The 20,642-nt window shown below is 68.3% G+C and carries 11 protein-coding genes; all 11 read right to left on the bottom strand.

Translation table 11 applies throughout. The features are described from left to right. Position 1 precedes the first annotated feature (1 nt). A complete protein-coding gene (locus IG65_RS0103730; RefSeq protein ID WP_030513393.1) occupies positions 2-2,110 on the bottom strand; it encodes a glycogen debranching N-terminal domain-containing protein in 2,109 nt (702 codons plus the stop codon). Positions 2,111-2,378: 268 nt separating this feature from the next. Further along, a complete protein-coding gene (locus IG65_RS0103725) occupies positions 2,379-3,482 on the bottom strand; it encodes an alkane 1-monooxygenase (protein WP_081879268.1) in 1,104 nt (367 codons plus the stop codon). Positions 3,483-3,783: 301 nt separating this feature from the next. Further along, complete coding sequence (locus IG65_RS0103720) at positions 3,784-5,100, bottom strand: lipase family protein (protein ID WP_195073098.1); 1,317 nt, start codon at positions 5,098-5,100, stop codon at positions 3,784-3,786. Between the two features lie 104 nt (positions 5,101-5,204). Next, positions 5,205-6,353, bottom strand: a complete 1,149-nt coding sequence (locus IG65_RS0103715) for a lipase family protein (protein WP_231509042.1) — start codon at positions 6,351-6,353, stop codon at positions 5,205-5,207. 330 nt (positions 6,354-6,683) lie between these two features. Continuing rightward, positions 6,684-7,493 (bottom strand): ABC transporter permease, encoded by an 810-nt coding sequence (locus IG65_RS0103710; RefSeq protein ID WP_231509041.1) that lies wholly within the window; start codon positions 7,491-7,493, stop codon positions 6,684-6,686. Continuing rightward, the gene (locus tag IG65_RS0103705; protein WP_030513388.1) at positions 7,490-8,275 is read right to left on the bottom strand and encodes an ABC transporter permease; all 786 of its coding nucleotides are present in this window, start codon (positions 8,273-8,275) and stop codon (positions 7,490-7,492) included. The genes IG65_RS0103710 and IG65_RS0103705 overlap by 4 nt, the downstream gene beginning before the upstream one ends. Then, positions 8,272-9,249: an ATP-binding cassette domain-containing protein gene (locus IG65_RS0103700; RefSeq protein WP_231509040.1), complete on the bottom strand. Its 978-nt coding sequence runs from the start codon at positions 9,247-9,249 to the stop codon at positions 8,272-8,274. The genes IG65_RS0103705 and IG65_RS0103700 overlap by 4 nt, the downstream gene beginning before the upstream one ends. A gap of 76 nt (positions 9,250-9,325) precedes the next feature. Beyond that, on the bottom strand, positions 9,326-12,373 hold the full coding sequence (gene nbtC / locus IG65_RS0103695; RefSeq protein WP_030513386.1) for a nocobactin polyketide synthase NbtC: 3,048 nt from the start codon (positions 12,371-12,373) through the stop codon (positions 9,326-9,328). After that, positions 12,366-13,664 carry a polyketide synthase gene (locus tag IG65_RS0103690; RefSeq protein WP_030513385.1) on the bottom strand — a complete coding sequence of 433 codons (1,299 nt, stop codon included), beginning with the start codon at positions 13,662-13,664 and terminating at the stop codon, positions 12,366-12,368. The genes nbtC and IG65_RS0103690 overlap by 8 nt, the downstream gene beginning before the upstream one ends. After that, on the bottom strand, positions 13,661-14,413 hold the full coding sequence (locus IG65_RS0103685) for a thioesterase II family protein (RefSeq protein ID WP_030513384.1): 753 nt from the start codon (positions 14,411-14,413) through the stop codon (positions 13,661-13,663). Before IG65_RS0103685 ends, IG65_RS0103690 begins: the two co-directional genes overlap by 4 nt. A gap of 23 nt (positions 14,414-14,436) precedes the next feature. Continuing rightward, positions 14,437-20,607 carry a non-ribosomal peptide synthetase gene (locus IG65_RS0103680; RefSeq protein WP_030513383.1) on the bottom strand — a complete coding sequence of 2,057 codons (6,171 nt, stop codon included), beginning with the start codon at positions 20,605-20,607 and terminating at the stop codon, positions 14,437-14,439. Positions 20,608-20,642: the final 35 nt, after the last annotated feature.

The following is a 20,642-nucleotide window of genomic DNA, read 5'->3' as shown; positions in this document are numbered from 1 at the left end:
GTCAGTGGGTGATCAGCCGCCAATCCTCGGGCAGGTTGGCGGCGGTCACCTGCTCACCGTCCACCGCCAGATCCACCGCCGTTCCGCCGAGGCGCAGATCGGTGAGCTCTACCCTGCCCCAGCGCGCGGGGACGTGCGGCAGGACGGTCACCGTGCGGTGCGGCACGTCGGGTTCGAGCCCCAAGAACGAACGGACCAGCAACAGCGGCGCGGCGCTGGCCCAGGCCTGCGGGGAACAGGAGGTCGGATACGGCACCGGCGCCGAGAAGCGGGAGCGCTGAAAACCACAGAACAACTCGGGCAGCCGGCCGCCGAAAGCGGTTGCGGCGTCGAGTAATCCGTTGGACAACCGGGTGGCCAGCCCGACCGCGCCCGGGATGTGGCGGTAACGCAGCAGACCGGCGACCGCGATGGCGGTGTCGTGCGGCCAGACCGAACCGTTGTGATAGCTCATCGGATTGAACGCGCCCATCCCGGAAGACAGTGTGCGCAAACCGAATCCGGAGTCCATCTCCGCGGTCGCCAGATGGTGCACAAGTTGTTCGGCGTGGTCGTCGGTCACGATGCCCGACCACAGGCAATGCCCGACATTGCTGGTGAGCGCATCGACGCGGCGCTTGTTACCGTCCAAAGCGACCGCATACCAGCCCTTTTCGGGAATCCAGAAGGCTTCGGCGAATTTCGTGCGCAATTCGGCGGCATGTTCGCGCAGCTTCTCGGCCTTGTCCGACTGCCCGAATTCCTCGGCCAGTTCGGCCCGGGCCAGGATCGCCGCGTAGACGTAGCTCTGCACCTCACACAGCGCGATCGGCGCCTGGGCGAGATGTCCGGCCGCGTCGTTGATGCCGTCGAAGCTGTCCTTCCAGCCCTGGTTGATCAGGCCGCGGTCGGTCGCGCGCTGATATTCGACGAAGCCGTCACCGTCGCGATCGCCGAAGTGCGACATCCAGTCGAGGGCCGCGTCCGCCGCCGGCAGCAGCGTCTGCACCGCCTCCGGCGACGCACCCCAGCGCCGGGTCTCGGCCAGCAGCATCACGAAAAGTGGTGTGGCGTCGACGGTTCCGTAGTACACCTCCCCGCCCAGGGCCAGTCCGCCCGCCGGGCCGCGGCGGATCTCGTGCATGATCCGGCCCGGCTCCTCCTCGGTCAGCGCGTCGACCTGCTGGCCCTGCATTTCGGCCAGCTGCTGCATGGTGCCGAGTGCGAGCGAGGAGTCCAGCGGCAGCGCCATCCACGCGGTGAGCAGCGAGTCGCGGCCGAACAACGTCATGAACCACGGTGCGCCGGCCGCGACGAAGGTGCGATGCCGGCGTTCCTCGCGAATCTGCAGTGCGCCCAGATCGCTTTCGGTGCGCTGCAGAATGGCGGTGAGCTGCGGATCACCGGTGGTGAGTTTGGTGGCGGTGTCACGCCAGGCGGCCATCTTGCGGCCCGGTTCGCTGCTGCGATAGTGCTCGCCGGGGCGCAGGGCGACATGCACCCGCTGATTGGCCACGGTCGGCTGCGCGAGTATCTCGGTCTGCCAGCGCCCGGTGGCGGGCACGACGATGCGCCAGGTCAGCGAGCCGGGCAGCACGGTCGGAAGTTCCGAGGAGGACACCGCCAGGCCGCGTGCGCGATCGGAGCGGTCGTTGAGCAGCAGTTCGTTGTCGGTGACCAGTATTTCGGCGCGTCCGTGCCCGGCCCGGCCCTCTTTGACGGCGAACAGATCCACGAAGTCGGCGTCGGCGCGCAGCTCGAGCACCACGGCCGTGGGTTCGCGGCCGAGATTCTCCAGGATGACCGTTTCTCTCATCCCGTCGGCGACGAGTCGTTCGCGCACCACCAGCAGACTGGAATCGGCGGCCCCGGACCGCGGCGGCCGCCGCAGAATGAAACGCGCGGTGAATGCCTCGGGGCTGAGCACCGACAGCGGTTCCAGCCGCTGCCCGTCCACCCGCAGCTCCCAGCGCGACACCACCCGGGCGTCGCGATAGAACAGGCCCTGCGAGGTTCCCGATTCCACATCGCCGACCCGGTCGGACAGGCAGAAGGTGCTGCCCTCGACCAGCGTCACCGAACCGTTCAGCAGGGCGGGTTCGCCGCCGTTGAGAGGTGAGGGCCCGGTCATCGCGCATCACCCCCTCGGGGGTGATGCGGCGCCGCGGTAGGCACGGTAGATCGTTTCGTCGACTCGAACATCACCATCGCGAACGGCTCCTCCCTGATCACCGGCGACACCCGATCCGGCTCGAGGTTTGCGTGGGCCTATCCGACAACGTTCGCACGAGAACGTCTCGATCATCGAGAGTAACCGCTGAACGGTGCTCGGCACGGCCAATCCCTCGACCAGGCCGCAAATCCGCGCTGTGGCACGGCACGGCGAATCGCCGAATAACTCAGCGCGAGCGCTCGCCGGTCCCCTCGATCGGCTGCTTGCGCCGCGTTTTGACGTTGACCAGGCCGAGGTCACCGCCGTAGTGGGCCAGCACGCGAGGATCGATCACGGCGCGCCACAGCGGCGGCACCGCGGCCAGCAGGACCATCCCGGCATAGCCCATCGGAAGCTGTGGCGCCTGCTCGACGCTGCGCAAGGTCTGGTAGCGGCGTCCCGGATTCGCGTGGTGGTCGCTGTGGCGCTGCAGATGGAACAGGAAGATGTTGGTGACCAGACTGTCGCTGTTCCAGCTGTCGCGCGGCGAGCAGCGCCCGAATGTGCCGTCGGCGCGGCGCGCGCGCAGCAGGCCGTAGTGCTCGACGTAGTTCACCGTCTCGAGCAGACCGGCGCCGATCAACGCCTGCAGGGCCAGCCATGGGATCACCCGCGGACCGAAGTACAGGATCATGGCGCCGAACAGCACGACGCTCATCGACCAGGCCTGCAGCAGATGATTCTCGTAGGTGAACCACCGCTTGCCCCTGCGTGCCAGCCGATCCCGTTCGAGCCGGAAGGCCGAGCGGAGCCCGCCGAACATGCTGCGCGGCAGAAACACCCACAGGGACTCGCCGAAGCGGGCGCTGGCCGGGTCCTCCGGGGTCGCGACGCGGGCGTGATGGCCGCGGTTGTGCTCGACGAAGAAGTGCCCGTACGCGGACTGCGCCAGGGCGATCTTCGACAGCCACCGTTCCAGATGCTCGGACCGGTGGCCGAGTTCGTGCGCGGCGTTGATCCCGATGCCGGACACCACCCCGAGTGTGATGGTGAGGCCGAGTTTGTCGACGAACGACAGCCCCGTGTCCACCCACAGATAGCCCGCGATGCACAGGCCGAGGAATTGCATCGGCAAGAACAGGTAAGTGCACCAACGGTAGTAGCGGTCGTTGGAGAGCGCTTCGTAGTCCTCGTCGTGCGGATTACTGCCGTCGTTGCCAATCGCCCAGTCCAGCAGGGGGATGACCACGAAGACGATGATCGGCCCGATCCACCAGAACACCGGTGAGCCGGTGACTACCACCAGCGGTCCGGGGAGCAGGGCACAGGCCGGTGCTATCAACCCCAGCATCCAGAGGTAGCGCTTGGGGTCGCGGGCATGGGTGTTTTCGAAGATCGCCATGTACTTCTCGCTATCCAGGAGTGACACCAGATGGAGAATGCGGCCGCGTGATGCGGCGTAGGCCTGAGATATTCAGCGTAGCCGTTCGTGCCAGGCTGTCCAGAGATCGCCGAAAAAGACCTACCGACGTGCAGATACCCCGAAATCACCAAGGTATGACAGCGATTTCCGGGTTTTTCCGCCACGAGACGACGCGACGCCGCCCACCCCGATCGGCGGGCGGCGTCTGTCGGGTTGTGGGCGCAGCTCGCTACGGCAGAGCGCCGCAATTACTCGGCGCGGGCAGACCGGCCAGCCGATCGGTCATCCACGAATGCGCCGTCGCCAGCGACGGGAAATAGGCCAGGTCGTGGGTGCCCACGATGCCGGTGATGGCGGGCAGCTGCGGATTCGCGTCCAGCTGAACCGGAGTGCCGCCGGCGCACCAACCGGCGGCCACGGCGCGAACCGGTGGATACGGTGTGCCTTCGTCGTTCACGGCCGAGGCGATGAGCACGGGCATCGTGGGCGCGATGGTTCCGATGCGCTGCTCGTCGAATGCCGCTTTCAGCGCCGGCGACCGGTCGATGACAGCGGTGAGAGGTTCTCCGCTATTGGTGATTTGCGTTATTCGCCGTATTTGAATGTCGACTGACGCGGCGATGGCGCACTTGTCCAGCGCGTCGCGCATCAACCCTTTACCGGCGTCGTTGATTTCGGCATCGAGGATCGGCCGCGTTTCGGGATAGTCGGCGGCGATACCGTTGAGGGTGAACGGCGCGGCGGATCCGACACCGGGCTGGCCGTAGTTGTAGCCGATGAAATTCTCGGGGTCGACGATCGGGCCGCCGATATAGGCCCCACGCACGTTCAATTCGGGCGCGTAGCTCGATTGCAGTTCGGCGGCCCCGGCCGAGGCCATACCGCCCTGGGAGTAGCCGAACAGGATGACCGGCGAATGCGGATTCAGTCCGGTGCCCGGCAGCTGCAATGCGGCACGCGCGGAATCGAGTACGGCATACGCCTGGGCTTTCCGGTTGAGGAAGTCGTGCACATCGGGCGTGCCCAGTCCGTGATAATCGGTCAGCACCACGGCCATACCGCGGGCGAGCAGCGAGACCAGCGCGATGACGTCGTATTCGGCGATGACGTCGTACGGCGGCCGGAACTGGGCCAACTGCGGCAGCACCTTCGACGGCGCGCACTGATCGCCCTGGCCCTGAGAGCCGACCCCGTAGGCGACCAGCGGACGTTCGCCCGGGCCGGTCCACGGCACCATCGGCTGCAGATACGTCGCCACCACCGCGGTCGGGGCATCGTGAGTATCGCTGCTGAGATACATCATTCGCGTCGACGCCGCCGGTACGACACCCGGCTGGCCGGGTGCCGACATCACCAGCGCCGCGGGTTGGGCACGAAGGATCGCGCCCGGCGGCATCGGCGGTGGCGGCGGCGGTACGTAGAAATCATCGGCGGCGACCTGCGTAGCCGGTTGCGGCGACGCGGGTGGCGCCGATATCGCCGCGCCTGCGATGACGACGAGCGAGCCGAACAGCACTGCGTTCCATCTGCGGATCAAGCCCCTCACGATCGATCCTTCCCTGCGTCTTCGGCGGATATACATCGAGCGTCGAGCGATCGAACATCGGTGGCCCGGGTGGGCGTCTGCGGCCCCTCCGGGCACGGCGGCCGCTACGGCAACGCGGCGCAATTGCTCGCCGCGGGTGCCGCCGCGAGCCGATCGGTCAGCCACATCTGCGAGGCCGCCAAGGACGGGAAGAAGGCGAGATCGTGGGTGCCGACGACACCGGAAATCGGCGGAAGCTGGGAGTTCGCGTCGATCTGCACCGGGACGCCGCGACTGCACCACGCGGCGGCCACATCTCGGATGGGCGCGTACGGCGCGCCCTCGTCGTTCTTCGCCGAGGCGATGAGCACCGGCGCCGACGGCGTGCCGCCACCGATGCGCTGATCGGCGAAGGCCTGGCTCAACGCCGGGGACCGATCGATCACCGTGGTGAGTGGCTGTCCGCTGGAAGTGAACTGGGCCGTCTGCCGCTGCGGATTGTCGATCGATACCGCGATGGCACATTTATTCGCGGCGTCGCTCAGCAGCGCCTTGCCGGCATCGTTGAGTTCGGCGTCGAGTTCCGGGCGCGTCTCGGGATAGTCCGCCGCGATGCCGTTGAGTGTGAATCCGACCGCCCCGGAAAGGCTCGGCTGGCCCTCGTTGAAGCCGATGAAGTATTCGGGATCGACCACCGGCCCGCCGATGTAGGCGCCGCGCATATTCAGCTCGGGCGCATAGCTCGGTTGCAGTTCGGCCGCACCGGCCGAGGCCATACCGCCCTGGGAGTAGCCGTACACGATGACCGGCGGCTGCGGCCCCAGGCCGTTGTTCGGCAACTGCTCCGCGGCCCGCGCCGAATCGAGTACCGCATAGGATTGCGCTTTCCGATTCAGGAAGTCGTGCATTTCGGGTGTGCCCAGTCCGTGGTAATCGGTGACCACGACGGCCATACCGCGCGACAGCAGCGAATACAGCGCCAATACATCGTATTCGGCGATGACGTCGAACGGCGGCTGGTATCGGACGAGCTGCGGGAGCAATTTCGAGGGCGCGCACTGGTCGCCCTGTCCCTGCGTGCCGACCGCGTACGCGACCAATGGGCGGTCACCGGGACCGGTCCACGGCAGCATCGGCTGCAGATACGTTCCCGTCACCGCGGTCGGCGCGTCGTGCGTGTCGTTGCTGAGATACATCATGCGTGTCGAGATCGCCGGGACGACGCCGGGTTGTCCCGGCGCCGAGAACATCAGCGATGCGGGCTGAGCTCGCACGATGGCTCCCGGAGGACCGGGGGGCAGGGGTGCCGGCGGAAGGTAGAAATCATCATCGGCGGCGGCCTGCGCCGGAGGCTGCGTCCAGGCATGCGGCGCGGAAACCATTCCGCCCGCGACGGCGATGAGAGCTCCGAACAAGACAGCGGTACAACTGCGTATCCGGCTCCGCACGATTCGTCCTTTCCTGAGCTTCGGGATGCCTATCGGAACGAACAAACGGATCTCGACAGTACCGAAAAAGACGGATCGATCTTCGGTGAATCAGAATGACACTCGGCGTGTCTCGCTAATGACGGGCTAATGGCTTGTCCGGAGGCGGAAGATGGGTCAGCTCTGGGCGGCGCGACGGTAGCCGCGAATGGCCACGGCGCCGAAAACCACCATCAGACCCACCGACCACGCCACGGTCTGCAAAACCGGAACCAGCAGCGGACCACCGAGAGTGAAGTCGCGCATCGCCTCGATGGCGCAGCTCATGGGCTGAGCCCGCACGATCGGTTGCAGCCAGCCCGGATAGTTCTGCACCGGCACGAATCCGGAATTGAAGAACATGCCGACCAACACCACGATCGCGAACAGCTGCACCACCTTGTCACCGGCGCTGCTCACCCCGACCGCGATGACCAGCGGGGTGAATCCGGCGATCACGATCACCGGTACCAGCAGGACGCCGATCGCACCGGCCCAGCCCTGTTGGAACCGCAGGCCCAGCGCCATGCCGACGGCGACGACCACGACCGTCGCCGCGAGCGCGCGGGCGCATTCGGCGGCCAGCCGGCCGGACAGTCCGGCCCAGCGATGCATCGGAAGCACCCAGAATCGGCGCAGCAGACCGCTTTCCCGCTCGGCGTACAACGACATGCCGGTACCCATCGCGCCGTACATCGCCCCGGCGACGGCGATCATCGGCACGAACCCGTAGATCGGGTCGGCCCCGCCGGCGGCGCCGAGGGATTTGTCGAGCACCAGGTCGTACATGAGCAGCAGCAGAATCGGCAGCACCAGCGTGCTGGTGATCACCTCCGGCTGCCGTGACCAGCGCCGCAGCAGGCGACCGGTCTCGATCCGGGTCTGCGACCACAGATCACCGATCCGGGTGCCGAGCACGGGAGAATTGTCCATAACGGTCGCACTCATCGCCGGTGCCCTTCCGCTCGCACTGCCAGGACCACGGCGACCACCAGCAGCACCGCGATCCAGATCGCGGCCACGCCGAGTTCGGCGGGGTACTTCCCCGCCGCCAGTCCGCGCAGCGCGTCGGTGATCTGCGAGACCGGCTGATTGCGTACATACGGCTGGATCCAGCCCGGAAAACCCTGCACCGGAACGAACCCGGTGGAGGTCATCACCAGCAGCAGTTGCGGGCCGAACAGGACGGTGCCGCTGAGTTCGCTGTTGCGGGTGATGGTGCCGAGCGCGTCGGTGGCGATTACGAGCGTGGCGCCGAACGCCAGCACCACCAGCACGAAGACCAGCGTGGAATCCGCGCCGTGGAATCGGAATCCGAAGATCGTGCCGATGATCAGCGCCCCGGCGAAGGCGGCGACGGCGCGCACCAGATTCGCCGACATCCGAGCGGTCACCGGAACCCACGGCGGCACCGGCATCGCCCGCAGCCGGGTGGCCATGCCGCCGACGACCTCTCGCGCCGCCCGGTCACCGGCGAACATGGAGGTGAAGAACATGGCGAAGACCGCGATCAAGGGCAGCAGGTACTGCGCGTAGTCGATACCACCGGCCTCCATCGAATGCCGCAGCGGCACGTAGAAGCAGACGAAGAACACCACCGGCGCGGCGAAGGCCAGCACCAGATCGCCCTCGCGCAGCGCGGTGCGAATCATGCGGCCGCTCAACGCCGTCCATTGCAGGCCGGCCGGAACCCGGAACAGTTCGGGGGTTTCGGTGCTCGCCGCGGTCATGCCGGGATCTCTTCGGCCGGTTCGGTCAGCTGGATGAAGACCTCGTCGAGGGAGGGACGGCGCAAGGCGATGTCGATCAATTCGATTCCCGCGCTGTTGATCCGGTCCAGCGCCTCCGACAGCGTCACCGCGCCACCGGGCGCGGGAACCGACACGCGGTCCTGCGATTCGGCGATCGTGACCTCCCCCAGGCTCGCCAGCGCGGCGGCCACGGCCGGCACATCGCCGGCATCGACCGGGACGACCTCGCAGTAGCTGTCGCCGGAGCGGGCCTTGAGCTGATCGGCGGTGCCCTCGGCGATCACGGTGCCCTTGTCGACGACAATGATGTTGTCGCTCAACGCATCCGCTTCCTCGAGGTACTGCGTGGTGAGCAGAATCGTGACGCCCTGTTCCTTGAGCGAGCGCACCAGCGCCCATAGGCTCTGGCGACTGACGGGGTCCAGGCCGGTGGTGGGTTCGTCGAGGAAGACCACGCGCGGCGGCCGGACCAATCCGCAGGCGATATCGATGCGCCGGCGCATACCGCCGGAGTACTGGCCGACCCGTCGTTCCGCCGCCTCGGTGAGCGCGAACTGCTCCAGGAGTTCGTCGGCGCGCTGCGCGGCGGCCTTGCGCCGCAAGCCCATCAGACGGGCGAAGAGCACCAGATTTTCCCGGCCGGTGAGCATTTCGTCGAGCGCCGAGTACTGGCCGGTCAGCATGATCGAGGACCGGACCTGCGCGGCCTGGGTGACGACGTCGAAGCCGGCTACCCGCGCAGTACCGGCATCGGGACGAATCAGCGTCGACAACACCGATACCGTGGTGGTCTTACCCGCGCCGTTGGGCCCGAGCACGCCCAGCACACTGCCCGCGGGGGCGCTGAAGCTGATGCCTCGCAACGCGCGCACCGCGCCGAAGGTCTTCTCGACACCGTCGACGACGATCGCGTTGTCCGTATCCGCCGGACTACCCATTGAATTCGACACCATGCTCTCCGTCCGAGCGCCCGCCCAGTTACTTTGGTAAGGCTAACTTGATAATTCGATGAACTCCACCGCCTCGGCCTCAACCGAGCAGCGCCACCACCTCGTCGAGGGAGGCGCCGCCGAGAATGGCGGTGACCGGGAGATCCCGCCGCAATTCGGCCTCGACCCGCTTGCGGAGGTCGAGCGCCTGCAGCGAATCCAGGCCCAGCGCCACCAGCGGGACCGATCCGTCGACGGCCTCGCTCGGTTCCAACCCCATCACCACCCGCAGGGCATCGCGCACGGTGTCGGCGGTGCCGCGCGGCGCGGCGGCCGTATCGGCGGCGGGCTCGGGTTCGGCCACCGGTTCGGCAACCGTGGCCGCCGCCGGCTCCGGTTCGTCGTCGGGTAGTTCGGCGAACAGCGGCGCGAAACCGAAGACCGAGAACAGATCTCGGATGCGACCCCACTGGGCGGCGGCGACCAGCACAGTGGCCGCACGCGGCGCGAAGCCGGCGGCGACCGCCACCGCCGGGTCCATCGGCAGCAATCCGGTGCCGCTGATGCGGGCCAGCGCTTCGGCATGGTCGGCGCCGACCGCCCGCCACAGGCCCCACTGCACCGACGAGCATCGGATGCCTTCGGCCCGGTAGTGCGCGGCCTGGGCGTCCAGCATCCGGTTGATCGCGGAGTAGACCATATGTCCGCGCCCGCCCAGTGTGGCCGACAGCGACGAGCACACCACGATGCGACCGTCGTCGGTGCGCGGGAAGATACGCGTGAGGTTCTGCAGCACGACGGATTTGGCGTTGGCGGCCGCGCGAATGGCCGCCGGATCCGGATCGGCGGCCGCGGCGTCGTAATCCACGGCGGCATGCACGACGAGGGTCGCCGGGCTCGCGGCGTAGTCCGCCGCGAGGTCGGCGAGTGCGTCTGCGTCACCGGCGTCGCAGTGGCGCACCACGATCTCGGAATCGTGCCGGGCGCCGATCTCGGCGATGCGCGCCGCGGCGGCGGCCGAACCGCCGGACCGGCTGATCACCGTGATCCGGCCCGCGCCCGCGGCGGCGAACTGCTCGCAGAGGTCGAGCCCCACCTTGCCGGTGCCGCCGACGATGACGACCTCGCGCAGTTCCTCCCCGTGCGGCGGAATATCACCCGTGGTGTCGTCGAGGATCAGCCGTTTCGCGTAGTAGCCGCCGTCGCGCACGGCCAATTCCGGCTCCCCCGCGATATGGATCGCGCCGAGCAGCGCCTTCGCCGCCGCGGCGGCATCGGTCCCGGCGCCGAGATCGGCGTGCCGGAAGGCGACGCCGACGTGTTCGGCTGCCAGACAACGGAATCCGGCCTGTGCGGCGGCATGGAACGGATCCGGCAGATCGGCGTCGACGACCTGTTCGCCGCCGCTGGTCACCAGCCAGATATCGCCGATGCCGTCGAGTTCGGCCAACCAGCCGCGGACGCCGAGGAATTCGGACACATCGCGCACCGGACCGTCCGGCGACGCGGGCGGGGCCAGCACCACCAGGGTGTCCGGCCGCACGCCGGTACCCGGCTCGATCACCGTGGCGCCCTGGCGGGGCGCGGCCGCGCGGACGGCGGCCGCGAGTTCGGCATAGGCGCCGCTCGGATCGACCACGGCGAGGGTCCGCGGCGGCACCATCGTGCGCCGCTGCAATCTGGTCCAGGTTTCGAGCACCCGCTGCGGCGCGACCGTGGAATCGTCGGAATCGCCTCCGGCGGTGCTTTTTTCGGCAGTGCGAGCGTAATCGAACGGCGCCCACAGCGATTTGGCGTTCATCTGCGTATTGGGGAAATCGAGCAGCGGCAGCGCGGGCACGCCGCCGTCGCCCGGTTCGCGCAGCGCCTCCCACCGATAGTTCGCGTCGTGCACCGCGACGGTCGCCAGATTGCGGGTGAACTCCCGCAGATCCTCGGCGGTGCGGCGCGAGGTGCCCAACGTCTGAAATTCCCGCTGCCCCGGAATTTCCGCCAGATTCTCCTGAATCGCGAGCATCAGCGTCGGATGTTCGGAGATCTCGATGAAGGTGCTCGCCCCGGCCTCCACGGCTTTCCGGATCGCCAGGTCGAAGCGCACCCGGTTACGCAGGTTCAGATACCAGTAGTCGACGATGGACAGACCCGGATGGAGGCGGTCGCCCATGGTGGCGCCGATACAGTCGATCTCGGTGTCGATGAAGGCGTGGTTGTCCATTTCCGGACCGACCGTGGCAGCCAGCAATTCGCGCCCGGCACTCACATAGGAGGTGTGCGCCGGATATCGGACGCGAATCTCTTTGGCGAATTTCCCTGCGGCATTGAGCGATTCGATGATGCCTACGACGGCGTCGCGTTGTCCGGAGATCGCGATGATGTGGCGGGAGTTGATCACCGACAACTCCACGAAATCGGCCTGGCGTGCGATCAGGTCCTCGCACTCGTCGCGGTCGATGCCCAGCACCGCCATGGAATAGCCGCTGAGCTGACGGTCGTCGACGATCCGCGCCCGGGTGGTGACGATCCGGACCGCGTCCCGCAGGGTCTGCGCCCCGCTGACGTAGGCGGCGGCGATCTCACCCTGCGAATGCCCGACCGTCACACCCGGTCCGACCCCGGCGGCCTGCCACATCGCCGCCACACCGACCATCTGCACGAACAGCGCAGGTTGCACGGTCAGCGCCTTGTCGTCGGCCTCCTGCCCGGCCTCGAGCAGATAGGCGCGCGGCGACCAGCCGTAGAGATCGTGAAAGACCTTGTCGCACTCGTCGACAGCATCGCGATAGGCCGACGAGTGCTCGTAGAGCATCGCGCCCATACCGGGGTGCTGGCTGCCCTGGCCGGGAAAGACGTAGGCCACGCGCTGCGCGGTCGCGGCGCGCTCCGATCGCACCACCGCCGGATGCGGGCGGCCGTCGGCGACGGCACGCAGCGCGGCGATCACATCGGTCTGCGCATCCGCAATCACCACAGCGCGATGGCGGCGCGGTGAGCGGGTGCGAAACAGCATGTCGGCCAGGCGGTCCGGAGTCACCTCGGAATGGTCGGCGAGGTAGTCCGCGACGGCGGCCGCCTCCCGTCCCAGCAGATCCGGGTTGTCGCTGGACAGCAGGATCGGGACGCTGCCGTCGGGCAGGCGGTAGCTAGACATGACTCTCCCCTTCGGCCGGAATGGCCAGCAGCGCATGGGCATTCGTGCCCGACACCCCGAACGACGACACCGCCCCGTAGCGCACGCCGTCGTGCGGCTGCCAGTCCTCGAGTTTCGCCGCCAGCCGCAAGCCGGTCGCGTCCCAATCCACCTTGCCGGTCGGATTGTCGGCGAAGCGGGTCGGCGCGATCTGTCCGTGCAGACCACTGAGCAGCACCTTGATCAACCCGAGCATGCCCGCCGCCGCCTGTGCGTGGCCCAGATTCGATTTCACCGAGCCCAGGCGCGCGGAGCCCGATCCGTAGACGCGGTCCAGCGCCTCGAGTTCCAGCGGATCGCCGACCGCCGTCGCGGTGCCGTGGCCTTCGATCATGCCGACGACCTCGGGTGAAATATCCGCTGCCGCAACCGTCGCGCGGATCAGTCGCTCCTGCGCGCGGCTGCTAGGCACGGCGATCGGCGCTCCGGCGCCGTTGTGGTTGACCCGGGTGGCGAGCAATCGGCCGTAGATCCGGCGACCGGCCGCGCGGGCCCGCGATTCGCGTTCCAGCACGACCACCCCCGCGCCCTCACCCCAGAGCGTGCCGTCGGCGGCATCGGAATACGGTTTGCACTGCCCGTCCGCGGCCAGCGCGTTGTTCTTGGAGAATTCGAAGAACGCGGCGGGCGAACCCATTACACAGACCGCACCGGCCAGCGCCCAGTCACATTCCCCGGCGCGGATCGCCGCCGCCGCCATATGCAGCGCAGACAGCGACGAGGCACAGGCGGTGTCGACCACGATCGACGGGCCGCCGAGGCCGAGGCAGTTGGAGATCCGCCCGGCCACCGCTCCCAGCGCCGCACCGGCCGCACGATAGCCGGAATAGTCGTTGACCTCGGCACTGTGCGGACCGTATTCGGTCGGCGAGGCGCCCATATAGCAGCCCACCTCGTCACCGTCGATGGCCGCGGGATTGATGCCGGCGTTCTCCAGCGCCCGCCAGGCCACCCGCAGCGCCACCCGCTGCTGCGGATCCATCGCGACCGCCTCGCGCGGTGTGATGCCGAAGAACATCGGATCGAATTCCGCTGCGCGATCGAGGAATCCGCCCGCGTCGCGGACCGCGGCCCAGCCCTCGTGGCGTGACAGGTTCAGCAGTTCGGCGAGCGGCCAGCCGCGGTCGCGCGGGAACGGCCCGGTCAGATCGCGGGCCTGCGACAGCGCCGCCCAGTACTGGCCGGGGGTCTCGATGCCGCCGGGCGCCTCGACGGCGAGGCCGCTGACGACGATGGGATCCGCATCACTCACGCTGTTGTCTCCATCTCGGCGACGAGCAGCTCCGCGATGCCCTCGACGTGGTCGTGCAGATAGAAGTGGCCACCGTCGAATATCGATACCGACAGCTGCGATTCGGTGTGCTGCTGCCATCCGTAGAGGTCGCCCATGGTGACGTACTCGTCGTCGCTGCCGCCCATCGCCTGCACGGGAGCCTGCACCCGCACGTCCGGCGGGCAGGTATAGCGGTCGAAGGCGGCGTAGTCGGCCTTCAGTGCGGGCAGCGCCATCCGCATCAGGTCGCGATTGCCGAGCAGATCCGAGCCGGTGCCCTCCAGTCCGGCCATATGGTCGAGCAACTGTTCGTCCTCGGTGGGATGGTTGGGCATCTCGGCCACCCGCGACGGGGGAACCGCACCCGAGACCGCCAGCAATCGCACCGGCACGCCTTCGGATTCGGCGATGCGGACGAATTCGAAGGCCACGATCGACCCCATACTGTGGCCGAGCACCGTGATCGGCTGGTCGCGGTTCCACGGTGAGAGCGCGAACTCGTCGAAGGCACCCTCGGCGATCTCCGGCAGCGTCCGCAGCGCGGCCTCGCGAGCGCGGTCCTGGCGGCCGGGGTACTGCAGCACACCGACGTCGAAATGGTCGCGCAACTGCTTCGAGAAGGGCCGGTAGGTCGATGCGCCGCCGCCCGCGTGCGGGCAGATGATCAACGGTGCGCTCGCCCCGCGCGGTGCGTGGAACTGCCGGATCCAACCGGGTGCTGCTGCCATGCTCGTCTGACTCCTCATATCTGTCACTGCCACATCCGCCGCATCACCAGCAGGCCCTGATCCTCGTCGTCGAGCACGGTGGTGTCGGCGACGGCGCGGTCGGGCTGTTCGGCGATGGCGCGCAACGTATTCCGGAACGCGGTCTCGATGATGCGGGCGTCGTCGGCTTCGAAACTGTCCTCGGCGTAGAACACCACTGCCTGCACTCCGTCGCCGGGCAGCAGGGAATTGGCCGGGAAGATCATCAGCAGCAGCGCGTTGTCGGTGGCGCCGCCGCCCTCGAACGACACCAGCTCCAAACCGCCCTCGCGCAACGAGGTTTCCAGTTCGTCGCGGCCCGGCGGATAGGACTGGAAGACGAACATGCTGTCGAACAGCTTGCGCGCCGCCGGGCCCGACCGTCCCGCCGCCCGCATCGCCGAGGTGAGCCGGTACTGGTGGTACTCCATGAGATCCACCCGATGCCGCTGCATCTCGGCGAGATGGTCGCGCCAGGTCCGGTCGCCGGCCAGGTCGATCGCGACCGGAACGGTGTTGGCGAAGCAGCCGACCGCATGGTCGACGCCGTCGAGGTCGGCGGGCCGGCCCGACACCACCTCGCCGAAAACCGTTGCCTGGTCGCCGGTGACGTATCGCAGCGCGTTGGCCCAGGCGAGCTGGCAGACCAGGCTGAAGGTGGCGCCCTGCTCGGCGGCCAGTTCGGTGGCACGCGCGACCGTGTCGTCGTCGAGAACGAACGTGCGCCCCTCCGGTACGCCGCCGCTGTCGGGCGTGCGGGCCGGGGCGACGAGGCACGGTCGCACCTCCTCGAGGTAGTTCTGCCAGGCCGCCGCGGTGGCCTCCTCCCGGTCCCGGGTGAGGCGCAGGAAGCGCGCGAAGGTATCCGGATCGCCGAGCGGCTCGCCCCCGTGGCCGGCGTATTCGGCGAAGATCTCCCGCGGCAGCAGCTGCCCGGACCAGCCATCGGTCAGCAGATGGTGCGAGGTCAGCACGACCGTGTGCCGGTTGCCGGGCAGATGCACCACGGTGACCCGCAGCAGCGGGCCCTGGGTGAGGTCGAAATGTTCGGCCTGGTCGGCGTGGAAGAAGTCGTGCAGCCGCTCCTGCGCGTCCGGCAGGTCCGCGAAGTCGATCTCGCGCACCGGGATGCTCATGTGGTCGGCGACCACCGCATAGGGCTGTCCCGCATGCGACACCGAAATCGACACGCGCAGATTGGGATAGCGGTTGAGCACGGTGTCGAAGGCCGCGGACAGCCGCGGCAGGTCGAGTTCGCCGCGGACCCCGATGAGCGTCTGCACGTTGTAGACGTCGTTGCCCGCGGAGCCGAGCGCGGTGAAGTACAGACCGGCCTGCAGCGGGGCCAGCGGGTAGATGTCCACGCAGCCGGGATACAGCGCCTGCCAGCGGTCCAGATCCGGCTGGGTCACCTCGTCGGCGACCACGTCGCTGGGCGTGAGGCGGCGAATCGGGTTGTCGCGCACCGACTTCACGAGTTCGCCCAGGCCCTCGGTCCACAGCTGGGCCAGTTCGCCGGCTTCGTCCTCGGACAGCGGGCCCGCCGGGAACCGGAAGGAGGCGTGCAACCGCACACTGTCGCCGTCGGCCAGTGCCACGGTGTTGACGTCCAGCAGCGCCGGGGCCGGCATGGCCGGATCCGCATGTCCACCCAGGTAGCCGAACTCCGGTGCGGCGTCCCAGGTTCGGACCGATTCGCGGTCCGCGGCGGATTCGGCGAATCGGCCCATGTAATTGAAACTCACCTGCGGCGAGCGTGAACCGGCCAGCTCGGCGCGGGTCTCCGGGTTGAGCCGGCTCAGCAGTCCCCAGCCGATCCCCGATTCGGGCACCGCGAGCAGTTGCTCCTTGACCGCCTTCACCGCCGATTCGGCCTGCTCGCCCGCCTCCGGAATGCGCAGCGAGACCGGGTAGGTGGTGGTGAACCAGCCGACGGTGTTCGCGAGATCCACTCCGCTGAAAAGGGTTTCGACCCGGCCGTGGCGTTCCATCGTCACCGCGACCGCATCCGCGTCCCGGTCGCGGCGGCGGCGGAAGCGATGGATCGCGACCGCGAGCGAGGCGACCTGGATGTCGAGAAAATCGCAGCCGAAAGCCGTTGTGGCCGTGCTCATCAGGAACGCGGTGTCGTCCGCGTCGAGGGTGGCGGTGACCTCGCGCACGGTCGCGACGGTGTCGACGGCCGGATCCAGGGCGCGACTGCCGAGCAGCGGATCCACCGCCTCGGCGGCCGCGCGCCAGTACGGCAGCGTCGTGAGGACGGCGTCGCTGTTCGCCACCTGCGCCAGGCCGGTGTTCCAGGTCTTGACCGAGGTCCCCGGCTGCGGTTCGACCGTCGTGGCCGCGACACCCCACAGTCCACGCAGATCGTCGTGCAGCACACGCCAGGACACACCGTCGACCACCAGGTGGTGGACGACCAGCAGCAGCCGGCCCTGCGTTCCGTCGGCGGAGTGCACCCAGGCGGCGGCGAGCATGCGGCCCGCGCCGGGGTCCAGCTGCGCGCTCAGCTCGGCCAACTGCGCATTCAGCTGCGCACCCGCGGTGCGGTCCCAGTTCTCGGCATCGATCACGACCTCGGCGAGGGTGGGCGCGACGGTCGGCTCGTCCGGTTCCGGGACGTAATAGGCCGTGGCGCCCAGGGGGTCCGTGCCGAGCCGGGCACGCAGCATCGGATGGCGTGCGGCCAGCGCCGAGACGACCTCGGCGATCTGCTCGCGAGTGCTGTGCGCAGGCGCCACGACCGCGGTGGCCTGGGTATAGGAGCGGTAGTCGTCGGATTGTTCGGTGAGCAGGGCCGCGATGGGATTGAGCGGGATCCAGCCGGCCGGGCTCTCCGCCTCGACCAGGGCCCGGCCGCTCATTTCGACGATCGGCTCGCACGCCGCGGCGATGCGGGCGATCGTGCGCGCGTCGAACAGAGCGCTCGTGGTGATCAGCAATCCGTACTTCTTCAACGCCGACGCCATCCGGATCGCGCTGATGGAATCGCCGCCCAGGGCCAGGAAATCGTCGTCGGCCGCCAGCGCGGTGGTATCGCCGAGGTGCAGCACCGCGCGCACCACCTCGGCGACCGCGGTTTCGGCGCCCGCGCGCAGTTCCCGCCCGTGCCCGGTGCTGCCACCCAGATCCGGCTGCGGCAATGCGCGGCGGTCGAGTTTGCCGTTGGCGGTCAGCGGCAGTGCCGCCAATTTCACCAGTGCCGTGGGGATCATGTATTCCGGCAGGCGTTGCGCCAGTGCGGCTTTGATGCGTTCCGTGTTCTCGGCGTCGCCGGCGGTGGCAAACTCCGAGTTCGCCTCGGGCACGTAGTAGGCCACCAGCGCCAGGTCGTGGCTCGGCTCGCCCTGCGGCACGGTGATCGCGACGGCGGAGGCGATACCGGGCACGCGGCGCAGCACGGTGCCGATCTCACCCAGCTCGATGCGATGTCCGCGCACCTTGACCTGATCGTCGACCCGGCCCAGATATTCCATGCGGCCCTGCGAATTCCAGCGCACGATATCGCCGGTGCGATACATCCGGGCCCCGGGCTCACCGGCGAACGGGCATGCCACGAAGGCCCCGGCGGTCAGATCGGGGCGGCGATGGTAGCCCTGAGCCAGCTGCACGCCGCCGAGGTAGAGCTCACCGATCACACCGGGCGGCACCTGCCGCAACCGCTCGTCCAGCACGTAGACCGACGAATTCCATTCGGGCAGGCCGATGAGCGCCGGTTCGAGCGCGGTGCCGGCCGTCCCCTCGGTGTTCGTCCGCCCGGCGAAGTCCTCGTGCATGAGGTCCATCGACCCCTCGGTGGGGCCGTAGAGACCGAGCACAGTACCGCCGAAAAAGCGGCTCGATTCCTCGACCAGCGCCGGCGGCACCGCCTCGCCGCCCAGGTACACGTAGCGCATGGATTGCAGCCGCGCCGGGTCCGGCCCGGCATCGATGAAGGCGCGAACCACACTGGGCACCAACGAGATCTGCGTGATGCGGTGCCGGTGGATGATATCGGCGAGCGCCTCCACATCGGCCTGCCACCACTGCGGCGGCGGCAGCACCGTCGCCGATCCGGTGCACAGCGCGTTCACCAGCTCGAAGACCGAGACGTCGAAGCCGATCGGCGCCTTCTGCAGGATGCGCTCCTCGCCGAAGCCGAGGTAGTCGCGCATCCACTGCACATGGTTGGCGATACCGCGGTGGTGGATCACGACGCCCTTGGGGCGGCCGGTGGTGCCGGAGGTGTAGAGCAGATAGGCGGGGTCGAGCGGATGCAAGGGCCGCGGCAGCTCGACCGGCGACAGCTCCGAGCCGTCCAGCGCGGACAGCCGTTCGATCACCGACGTATCGCTGAGATCGATTGCCGCGACATGGGTTTCGAGATCGATCTCCCTGTCGGCCGACATCAGCAGCAGCGCCGGCTCGGCATCGCCGAGCATGTACTCGATGCGGTCGAGCGGATAGCTGGGGTCGATCGGGAAATACACCGCGCCGACTCGCAGCACCGCCGCGAACGCGATCGGCAGCCGCTCACTGCGTTCGGCGTAGACGCCGACTCGGTCGCCGGGCCGCACGCCCTCCGCCAGCAGCAGGCGCGCGAGCCGGTTCACCCGGGTGTCGAATTCGCGATAGGTCAATTCGATATCGCCGAACACCACGGCCGTACGGTCCGGGTAGGTCCGCGCGGAGGCGCGGATCATCGCGTCGGCGGTCTCCGCCTCGATCGGCACCGCGGCGCCGTGCGACCACTGCGCCAGCGCCTTACGATCGGTCGGCGACAACGTGGCGAGCTCCGATATCTTTCGGTCGGCGGTCGCGGCAGCGAGCACGAGGTCGATGTATTCGTGCAAGCGATCGATCGTGACGGGATCGAAAAGATCGGTGCGATAGGTGATCTGGACGTCGGTCCGATCACCGTGCATGAAGGTCTCCACCACCAGCGGCAGCAGGGCCGCGCCGTTGTCCATCAACTCCCAGCTGGTGGTGGCGCCCGGCAGCTGGGGGCCGTCGATCTTCTGGTGCAGGAACAGCACCATCGTGTCGAACAGCTGGGAGCCGACGTTGCCGGTCGCGGCATTCACCGCGCGGACGATGCCTTCCTGCGGAAAATGCTTGTGTCCGAACGCGCCGGTGATCACGCCGCGCACCTGCTCGACCAGCTCGGCGAAGCGCTGATCGTCGCGGCCGGCGATGCGCAGCGGGAGCATATTGCCGAGATTGCCGATCAGCAGTTCCATCCCGGACTCTTCGCGGTTGGCCACGGTGGTGCCGATGACCATGTCGGTGCGCCCGGTCATCTCGCGCAGCGCGACATAGTAGGCGGCGAGGAACACCGAGAACGGGGTGGTGCGCAGGTCGGCGGTGAGGCGGCGCAGCGTCGCGTCGGCGGCCGCGCTCAGCGGGCGATCGCGGCGGGCGCCGCGTTCGGTGGCCGCGACCGGGCGGCGATCGTAGGGCAGCTGCAGTTCCGGCAGTTCACCGTCGAAGCTGGTGCGCCAGAAGCGAATATCCTCGCCATGGTCGTCGGCGGCGAACCGGTCGGCCTCCCATTCGGCGAAATCGGCGACCTGCAACCGCAGCGGCTCCACCGTGACCGGGCCGGTCAGTGCCTGCCGGTAGAAGTTCTCCACGTCCCGCGAGAGCGCGGGCAGTGTCATACCGTCCCACGCGATGTGCTGAATCACCACCACCGCGACCAGTTCACCGGCGGATATGCGAACGAAGGTCACCCGCAGCGAGGACTCCGATGTGAGATCGAAGCTTTCGCGGGCCGCGGCCTCGGTCAGCTCACGCAACCGCTGCCGGGCCTGCTCCTCGGCGAGACCGGACAGATCCTCCTCCACCAGCCGGGGCTGCAGATCGGAATGGATCCGCTGATAGGGCTCACCGTCCTCATCGGTGTGATAGGTGGTGCGCAGCACCTCGTGCCGCTCGACGAGCGCGGCGAAGGCCGTGCGCAGGGCACCCACATCGATCGGCTCGGCGCCCGCCGCGCCCTCGAAGGTCAACGCCAGGCACAGGTTGTAGGCGGCGCTGCCGGGCGAAATCTGCTGATGCGCCCACACGTAACGCTGGCCGAACGACAACGGCGCCCGTTCCGGATTCCGGCGCACCGGCACGGCCGCGGCGGTGGCCAAACCCTCCTCGGCGAGCCGAGCGGCCATCGCTACCTGCAGGTCTTCCAGCGAACGCATCTGACGAACCAATCTCTGTCTACAACGAAAACTCG

This window comes from Nocardia sp. NRRL WC-3656 (genome assembly GCF_000720265.1).
GTDB classification, from domain to species: domain Bacteria; phylum Actinomycetota; class Actinomycetes; order Mycobacteriales; family Mycobacteriaceae; genus Nocardia; species Nocardia nova.
The sequence above is the reverse complement of the archived record's forward strand: the minus strand, read 5'-3'. Positions and strand labels throughout refer to the sequence as shown.

Excerpts from the sequence above, each read along its gene's own strand:
- IG65_RS0103685 (WP_030513384.1), bottom strand. The coding sequence starts at position 14,413 with ATGGCAGCAGCACCCGGTTGGATCCGGCAGTTCCACGCACCGCGCGGG.
- IG65_RS0103710 (WP_231509041.1), bottom strand. The coding sequence starts at position 7,493 with ATGAGTGCGACCGTTATGGACAATTCTCCCGTGCTCGGCACCCGGATC.
- IG65_RS0103700 (WP_231509040.1), bottom strand. The coding sequence starts at position 9,249 with ATGGTGTCGAATTCAATGGGTAGTCCGGCGGATACGGACAACGCGATC.
- IG65_RS0103730 (WP_030513393.1), bottom strand. The coding sequence starts at position 2,110 with ATGACCGGGCCCTCACCTCTCAACGGCGGCGAACCCGCCCTGCTGAAC.
- nbtC (WP_030513386.1), bottom strand. The coding sequence starts at position 12,373 with ATGTCTAGCTACCGCCTGCCCGACGGCAGCGTCCCGATCCTGCTGTCC.
- IG65_RS0103705 (WP_030513388.1), bottom strand. The coding sequence starts at position 8,275 with ATGACCGCGGCGAGCACCGAAACCCCCGAACTGTTCCGGGTTCCGGCC.
- IG65_RS0103680 (WP_030513383.1), bottom strand. The coding sequence starts at position 20,607 with ATGCGTTCGCTGGAAGACCTGCAGGTAGCGATGGCCGCTCGGCTCGCC.
- IG65_RS0103725 (WP_081879268.1), bottom strand. The coding sequence starts at position 3,482 with ATGCTGGGGTTGATAGCACCGGCCTGTGCCCTGCTCCCCGGACCGCTG.